Source organism: Kitasatospora sp. NPDC101801 (genome assembly GCF_044766665.1).
Taxonomy (GTDB): domain Bacteria; phylum Actinomycetota; class Actinomycetes; order Streptomycetales; family Streptomycetaceae; genus Kitasatospora.
Genome location: NZ_JBIWML010000061.1, coordinates 21,848 through 29,704 on the forward strand (window position 1 = coordinate 21,848; position 7,857 = coordinate 29,704).

Annotated in this window: 7 protein-coding genes; 3 read left to right on the plus strand and 4 right to left on the minus strand. The window is 72.4% G+C overall.

Translation table 11 applies throughout. The features are described 5' to 3' along the window. Nucleotides 1–497 precede the first annotated feature (497 nt). From ACIRPK_RS34875 to ACIRPK_RS34890, 4 genes are all read right to left on the minus strand, one after another. The gene (locus ACIRPK_RS34875; protein WP_403046443.1) at nt 498–1,967 is read right to left on the minus strand and encodes a PepSY domain-containing protein; all 1,470 of its coding nucleotides are present in this window, start codon (nt 1,965–1,967) and stop codon (nt 498–500) included. A 114-nt stretch (nt 1,968–2,081) separates the two neighbouring features. Further along, nucleotides 2,082–2,714: a hypothetical protein gene (locus ACIRPK_RS34880; protein WP_403046445.1), complete on the minus strand. Its 633-nt coding sequence runs from the start codon at nt 2,712–2,714 to the stop codon at nt 2,082–2,084. A 261-nt stretch (nt 2,715–2,975) separates the two neighbouring features. Beyond that, nucleotides 2,976–3,443 (minus strand): discoidin domain-containing protein, encoded by a 468-nt coding sequence (locus ACIRPK_RS34885; protein ID WP_403046448.1) that lies wholly within the window; start codon nt 3,441–3,443, stop codon nt 2,976–2,978. 71 nt (nt 3,444–3,514) lie between these two features. Continuing rightward, the gene (locus tag ACIRPK_RS34890) at nt 3,515–5,929 is read right to left on the minus strand and encodes a glycoside hydrolase family 3 C-terminal domain-containing protein (protein ID WP_403046451.1); all 2,415 of its coding nucleotides are present in this window, start codon (nt 5,927–5,929) and stop codon (nt 3,515–3,517) included. A 511-nt stretch (nt 5,930–6,440) separates the two neighbouring features. Here ACIRPK_RS34890 and ACIRPK_RS34895 point away from each other — a divergent pair. The 3 genes from ACIRPK_RS34895 to ACIRPK_RS34905 all read left to right on the plus strand — a co-directional run. Continuing rightward, nucleotides 6,441–6,737: a transposase gene (locus tag ACIRPK_RS34895; RefSeq protein ID WP_403046453.1), complete on the plus strand. Its 297-nt coding sequence runs from the start codon at nt 6,441–6,443 to the stop codon at nt 6,735–6,737. Between the two features lie 29 nt (nt 6,738–6,766). Further along, a complete protein-coding gene (locus ACIRPK_RS34900; protein WP_403046455.1) occupies nt 6,767–7,537 on the plus strand; it encodes an IS3 family transposase in 771 nt (256 codons plus the stop codon). Continuing rightward, a partial coding sequence (locus ACIRPK_RS34905; RefSeq protein ID WP_403046457.1) for a transposase occupies nt 7,459–7,857 on the plus strand: 399 nt, incomplete at its 3' end. The genes ACIRPK_RS34900 and ACIRPK_RS34905, both read left to right, overlap by 79 nt.

The window sequence follows — 7,857 nt, forward strand, 5'->3', positions numbered from 1 at the left end:
GCACGGAGCGGCCCCGCACGGGGGTGTACTCCGAGATGTCGCACGCAGCGGGCGGCTGCTCACGTGTCCGACGCGAACTGCCGCCCCGGTCACCTTCACCGCATGTGCCCGGCCGCCTCGGGGGGCGGGGGCCGCGGGTGGTGAACCCAGGTGGTGCGCTGTGCACTGGTTACGAAGCTACGAGCCATCGAGGGCCCCGGGCAAGCATTTCGGCGAAGTGCCAGTTCAGAGCGGGGTTACCGAAGGTACGACCGGAACCGGACCCCCGATTTCAAGGGCCCGACGGGCCGCCCGGAAGATCGTTCCGGGCCCCGCTGTGCCCCGGGTCACCGCTGACGGGTGGTGACCCGGGGCACATTGTCGACCCAGTGCCAGGAGCCGGGCACGGACAGTCGGATTCGCGCCGGCCGCATCGGGGCCCGCCGTGGCCGCGCTCACAACAGTCTCTGCGGGAGCCCGGGTGGGGAACGGCTGGCGGCCGTCCCCCACCCGGTCGGTCAGCTCGCCGCGCTGCGGCTTCGCACCAGGCCGACCGCGACGTCGGCCAGCACGAAGGCCGCCAGGGTCACGCCGAGCACCGGCAGCGCCCAGCCGAGCGCGACGGTCAGCGGGATGCCCAGGACCAGCGCGGTGACCGGGAGCCGACGCCAGACGCCCCGGGCGGGCGCCTTGCCGAAGCGGGCCGTCCGGTCGGCGCGGGTGGGGCGACGCTGCCACCACATGCGGTAGCCGAGGACGGTGATGACGCTCAGCCCGATGGCGAGGGCGGCCAGCACCAGCTGGTTGGCCAGGCCGAACAACCGGCCCATGTGGCCCTGGACGCCGAGTTTGGTGAGCTTGGACAGCAGCGGGTACTCCGACCACCTGGTCTGCGCGGTGACGGTGCCCGCGCCATAGACGACGTCGACCGCGACCCGGTCGTAGTGGACGGGCCAGGTGTTGTCGTTCTGCGCCACCGTCCAGGCCTTGCCCGGCTTCACGGGCGGGGTCACGGTCGCGGTGCCGCCGAGTCCGGCGCGCCGGGCCGCCGCGAGGGCGGCTTCGAAGGCGGCTGGGTCCGGTTCGGCCGCGGTCGCGGCCGAACCGGAACCGCCGCCGTGTTCGGCGTGCTCGCCACCGGAGCCGGAGCCGTCGGGGGCGGGCGGCTGGACGCCGGGCAGGGTGGTGTCCAGCACGGGGGTGCGGGCCTTGGCCACGTCCAGCAGTCGGCCGAAGCGGTCGCCCGCGTACTGCGACCAGGTCATGCCGGTGGCGGAGAGGAAGAGCAGCCCGAGCGCCAGCCAGACGCCGGTGACGGCGTGCCGGCTGCGGGTGCGGCGCACGCCCTTCGCCGAGCGGTCCGGCAGCAGGACGCCGCGTGTGCTCGCCGCGCGCTGTCCCCGGGCCCGGCCCAGCCAGAGCGCGAGGCCTCCGAGGACGACGACCCAGAGCCAGGTGGCGGCGGTCTCCGAGTAGAGGCGGCCGAAGTCGCCGAGGTGGAGATTGCGGTGCAGGTCGTCCAGCCAGGTGCTGAGCGGGGTGGACCCGAACCAGGTGACCAGGTCGCCCTTGACCTGGGCGGTGTACGGATCGACGTACACGGTGAGCTGCTTCTCCCCGAGCTCGGGCAGCGAGAGCACCACCTGGGTGGTGTCGTCCGGGCCGGCCGGGGTGATCACCGAGGCGAGCTCGCCCTCGGGGTACGCCTGACGGGCGGCGGCTATCTGTTCGGCCAGCGGCCGGACCGCGTCACCGGGTCGGTCGACCGTCAGCCAGTTCTCGTAGACCAGCCGGTCCAGCTGCGGGGTGAAGGTGTAGAGCAGTCCGGTCACGGCCGCGACGAGCAGGAACGGTGCGATCAGGATGCCGGCGTAGAAGTGCAGCCGGGCCAGCAGCGTTCTGACCTCGCGCCAGGAGCGCGCGGGTGCAGAAAGCTCCGCCTCCGTCGAGGAGGCGTCGGGCGGTCGGTTTTCGGTTGTCGAAGACATGGGTGTACGTCCCCTGGGGTCGCGCGCCCGATCGTGCGGGCGCGGGGCAGGCGTCGGATTGGGGTGCTCGGGCCGCACGCGGGGCGTGCGGCCGGGCCCGACGCCACGGGGACGTCAGGCCCGCACCACCGGCGGACCCCGGCGGGAGACGGATCGGGCGAGCAGCACACCGATCGGGTGGCGGCCCGGCTCGGGGAACACCGGCCGTGGCGGAGCGGGCAGCGTAGGGGCGGCGAACAGCGCCGCGAGCAGGGGAAGGCGGGGCCGCAGCCGCAGAGCGGCCAGGCGGCGCAGCAGGCGGCTGCCGTGGATCAGCGCCACCGCACTGGTGACCGTGGCCACCGTGTGCCAGGCGGCCATCGAACCGTCCATCCCGCTCATGCCGTGGCCGCCGGGCATCGCGGGCATGTCCATCCTTGCCATGCCGGGCATGGCGCTCATCCCCGCCATGCCGGTGTCGTGGCCGGCCCCGGAGTGAGGCATCGGGGCCAGGCGGTGGAAGCACTCGTGCAGGGCCAGTTGAAGCACCGTCAGGACCGCGACCGCCGCCTCGAAGCGGCGGGGCAGTCGGCTGCCCGACAGCAGGGCACCGGGCACCGCGAAGCCCGCGAACAGCAGCAGGAGAACATCGAGGCCCGGCAGCGACCCTCCGGCGGCAGCGTGGGCAGCGGCAGCCGGAAACAGGCAGGCAAGAGCACCGAGCAGGCCCCAACCGGCCCGCTCCCCCAGGCCGACCGGTCCGCGCACCGCCTCAACGTACCGGCTCCCGGGCCGGACCCCTCCCGATCGGGTCGGGCCTTCGTCCGCGTACCGACCGGGAGGAGCGTCGCTCGGTACACGTAGCAGCGCGGCAGTTCGGGGGTTCAGCAGCCGCGCGAGGTCCGGCACCCGGCGTTCCATGGCGTGCGTCACAGTGGCACTCACCTCCGTCCGAACCGAGCAGTCCACGACCGCAGGGCCGTGGACCGGAGCCAACACCCCGTCCACGGCCCTGTGCAACCCCTCGGCTCAGCCGTAGGCGTTGAACTCGGCGATCGACCACCAGGAGGTGGACGTACCGGTCTGAACCACCTTCACGTACCGGGCGTTCTGCGCAGCGAAGTCCACCGTCACCAGCGCCCCCGTACCGCTGCCCGAGGCGACCGCCGAACCCCACGACACCCCACCCGTCGACAGGAACACCTGGTACCCACGCGCATAGTCAGCCGCACTTCCCGCCGAATCCATCGTGATCCGCGCCAACGACCGCACCGCACCCGTATCCACCGTCACCGACTGACCCGCCGCCATCGGCACACCCGACGACCACCGCGAACCCGCCACCCCGTCCACCATGTTCAGCGGAACATCACCCCCGGCCGACGAGGACGCCGTCGCCGACCACCCCGTACGAGGAACCGGCGTCAGGCCGCCGCCGGTGCCTCCCCCGACGGTGGTCTGGCCGGTCAGGCGCAGGTCGCGGGACGATGCGCCCACCGAGACCGTGTGCGTACCGGCCGCGGTGGTCCAACTGCCCGCCCAGTACTGGAAGCTGCGGGCGTCCAGGGTCAGCGAGACGGCTTGGTCTGCCCGGGGTCGAGGGCGACCTTCTGGAAGCCGCGCAGGTTCTTCGGCGGCTCGCCGGCGGTGGCCGGCTGGCCGACGTACACCTGGGCGACCTCGGCGCCGGCCCGGGTGCCGGTGTTGGTGACGTCGAAGCCGACGGCGACGTTGCCCGCGCCGTCGGGGGCGGAGACGGTCAGACCGGAGTAGCCGAAGGTGGTGTAGGAGAGGCCGTGGCCGAAGGGGTACAGCGGTTCCTTGTTCTTCGCGTCGTACCAGCGGTAGCCGACGTTCACGCCCTCCGAGTACTGCACGCTGCCGTTCTGGCCCGGCCACTGCGCGGCGCTCGCGGCGGGGACGTCGGCGAGCGACTTGGGGAAGGTGACCGGCAGCTTGCCGGAGAAGTTGACGTCGCCGAAGAGGAGTGCGGCGACGGCGGAGCCCGCCTCCTGCCCCGGGTACCAGTTCGCGACGATGCCCTGCACCGAGCCGACCCAGGGCATGGTCACCGCGGAGCCGCTGTTGACGACCACGACGGTGTGCGGGTTGACGGCGGCGACGTCCGCGACGAGCTGGTTCTGCGCGGCGGACAGGTCGATGTCGCGCAGGTCGGAGCCCTCGGACTGGAAGTCGCTGACGAACACCAGCGCCAGCTCGGAGTCGCGGGCGGCCGACACGGCCTGGTCGTGGGCGCTCTGGCCTGGCACGGCCCAGCCGAGGGTGGCGTTGCTGCCGCCGCCGGCCTGGTAGTAGTCGACCTCGATGGTCACGGGCTGACCGGCCGTCAGGGTGATGCTGCCGGTCCGGGTGGTCGGCCCCTGGTTGTACCAGTTGTTGATGACCTGCTGGCCGTTGACGAGCAGGCGGCTCCCGTCGTCGCTGTTCAGCGAGAACTGGTAGCTGCCGCTGGCGGGCGGGGTCAGCGTGCCGGTCCACTTCGCCGACCAGTTGGTGGCGTTGACGCCGGCGGCGGGCGACTGGCCGCCCCAGACCGCGTCGACGCCCGCGTCCACCCGGCTCGCCACCACGGGACCGGAGAGGTCGGTGCTGTTGCGGTACTCGCCGTACAGGCCGCTGCCGGTCCCGGTGGACGGCCTGAGGGCCGAGGACGGCACCGGCGGCAGGGAGCCGTCGGCGGACGGCACGCCCTGGGCGAAGGTCACCGTCGTCCCGGCCCCGGCCCGGGCCTTGATGCCCTGATAGGGCGTCACCACGTGGGGGGCGTTGACGGCGGCGCTGCCGCCGCCCTGGGTCATCACGCCCGCCCCGGCGTCGTCGCCGATCACCGCGATCGACCTGACCGACGGTGCGACCGGCAGCACCGAGGCGCTGTTCTTCAGCAGGACGCTGCCGTCCTGGGCGACCTTCTGCGCGACGGCCGCGTTCGCGGCGTTGGTGACCACCGCGTCCCGGTTGCCGTTCTGCGCGCGGTCGAAGAGCCCGCGGCGGAACATCGACACGAGCACCCGGCGGGCGTGGTCGTCGACGGTCGCCTGGGACACCTGGCCGGCGTTGACGGCGTTGGTCAGCGCGGTGCCGTAGTAGTCGCTGCCCGGCATCTCCACGTCGAGGCCGTTGTTGGCCGAGGCGACGGTGGAGTGGGTGGCGCCCCAGTCGGCGGTGATGAAGCCCTTGAAGCCGAGGTCACCCTTGAGGATGCCGTTCTGCAGCGGCCCGTTCTCGCAGGCGAAGGCGCCGTTGACGGCCGAGTAGGAGCACATCGCGGAGTCGACGCCCTGCTGGACGGCTGCCTCGAAGGCCGGCAGGTAGATCTCCCGCTCGGCGCGCTCGGAGACCACCGCGTTGTCGGCGAGCGAGTTGCGGTTGGTCTCCTGGTTGTAGACCGCGAAGTGTTTGACCTGCGCCATCGGGCCCTGGCTCTGGATACCCGCGATGTCGGCGGCACCGATCCGCCCTGCCAGGTACGGGTCCTCGCCAAACGACTCGAAGGCCCGGCCCCAGCGCGGGTCCCGGACGATGTTGACCGTCGGGGCGAGCACCACGTTGGTGCCCTTGCCCCACTGCTCGGCGCCGAGCACCTGGCCGTACGCGCGCATCAGCTCCGGGTCCCAGCTGGCCGCGCCGGCCACCGGGGCGGCCAGCTGCGTCACACCGGTCAGGCCGTCACCGGCCCCCACCGGTCCGTCCTGGAAGTGCAGCGCGGGGATGCCGAGGCGGGTGTTGGCCGGGATGCAGCCCGCGTAGCCGCAGGACGGCCCGCCGTGCAGCATGGTCAGCTTCTCGGCCTGGGTCATCGCGGCGAGCAGTTCGTCGGCGCGCTGGTCCGGGCTCTGGGACGCGTTGGTCCAGGGCTGGTCGGCGGCCTGCGCCGCCGGGCTGCCGAAGGCGGCGAGGGCTCCGGCCACCAGCAGGGCGGCGAGGGACCCGGCGAGGGCTGGTCGGTGATCGGGACGGCGCACGACGACTCCAGTCGGCGAGGGGGGACGCGAGCCGACGGCTCGCGGGCAGGGCGAAGGCCGGACCTCGGGTCGCCGCTCGGGCGACGGGTCCGGAAGGCGTCGGGGGCCGACCTGGGTGGGGTGGGGCAGGTGGCCGTAAGACGGACGGGAGAGCGCTCTCCCGGATTCTCCTGAGTCTCCCCGGAACCTGTCAAGGACGCGGGCATGCACCGTCTGCCGATGCTCGGCCGGCACCCGCCTGCCGCAGTCGGAGGACCCACGGCCACAAGGTCGACTACACTCCGCAGCCCACCCCCGGACGTGGCGTCAGCGGGAGCGGTGCATCAGACCGCCCTCGCACACCCCGCATCTCCAGGGCGGGGCACAGCCCCGCACCGGTCCGCAGCTTCGGCGGCGACCGGATCGATCACGACGACAGGACTCATCTGTGGCAACCGACTACGACGCTCCGCGCAAGGGTGTCCTTCCCCTCGTAGCGTGGAGGCCGTGACTGAAGGGGAAGTTGGGAGTCATGGCAGACAAGAGGCGGAAGTTCGACGCGGAGTTCCGTGAGGGGGCTGTGCGGATCGTGGCCGAGACCGGCCGACCGATCGGGCAGGTCGCGAAGGATCTGGGGATCAACGAGACCACCCTGGCCACCTGGGTGTCGCGGGCGAAGAAGGCGGGCGGGGACGGGACGTTGAGGGTGCCCGAACGCGAGGAACTGGCCCGGCTGCGTCGGTTGGACGCGGAGAAGAACAGGCGGATCAGGGAGCTGGAGATGGAGCGTGATGTCCTCAAACGCTGCATGGTGCTTTGGGTGAAGTAGCTGAGGGGGACCCGGCGTTGCTCGTCGGGGTGATCAGCGACCAGAGGACCGAGCACGGCATCCCGCACACCGTCGCCTGCCGCGCGCTCGGTGTGTCCCAGGCGTGGTTCTACAAGTGGCGACGCCGGCCGGCCGAGCCGACCAAGCGCGAGGTCAGACGCGCGAGGCTGGAGGAGCGGATCACCCACTTCTTCCACGCCTCGGGCGACACCTATGGCTCACCCAGGGTCACGCTGGACCTGTGGGCCGGGGGGTGGCAGGTCTCGGTGAGCACGGTCGCCGAGATCATGGCCGACCTGGGCCTGCAGGGCCGCAAACCGCCGCGTCGGCGTCGCTCGTTGACCCGGCGGGGAAAGCGCCGAGCGGCCCCTGACCTGGTGCATCGCCGGTTCGACGCCGTCGCGCCCGACGTGCTGTGGGTCGGCGACATGACCGAGATCGAGACCGACGAGGGCAAGCTCTACCTCGCCACCGTCCTGGACCTGTTCTCGCGCCGCCTGCTCGGCTACGCGATGGGCGCGCACCACGACGCGGCCCTGGTCGGGGCGTCGCTGAAGATGGCGGCCACCACCCGCGGCGGGACGGTGGACGGCGTGATCTTCCACAGCGACCGCGGCAGCGAAGGTGGATTCAACCGGTCGTCGCAACACCTCTGTGAGCTGGAGGTTTGCGGATGGGTGTGGGGAATCGGCAGCGGGCGGTGCGGGAGTATCGCGGGCAGATGCCCTCGCCGGGTCGGCCGAGCGTCGCGTGGCGTGAGGACAGGGTCCGGTTCTGGCAGGCGATCGCTCAGGGGCTGAGCTCCGTGGACGCCGCGGCCATGATCGGGGTCTCGCCGGCCGTGGGGTCGCGGTGGTTCCGCCATGCTGGCGGGGTGAATCCCCGTTTCGCTCCGAGCACTTCGGGCCGCTACCTGTCGTTCGCCGAACGGGAGGAGATCGCCCTGCTACGGGCCCGGGACCTCGGCGTGCGTGCGATCGCACGGCGTTTGGGGCGTTCGCCCTCGACGATCTCGCGGGAGCTTAGCCGCAACGCCTCCACCCGGACCTACCACCTGGAGTACCGGGCCACGCTGGCGCAGTGGCACGCCGAGCGGCGCGCACAGCGGCCGAAGACGGCG

Excerpts from the sequence above, each read along its gene's own strand:
- ACIRPK_RS34875 (WP_403046443.1), bottom strand. The coding sequence starts at position 1,967 with ATGTCTTCGACAACCGAAAACCGACCGCCCGACGCCTCCTCGACGGAG.
- ACIRPK_RS34895 (WP_403046453.1), top strand. The coding sequence starts at position 6,441 with ATGGCAGACAAGAGGCGGAAGTTCGACGCGGAGTTCCGTGAGGGGGCT.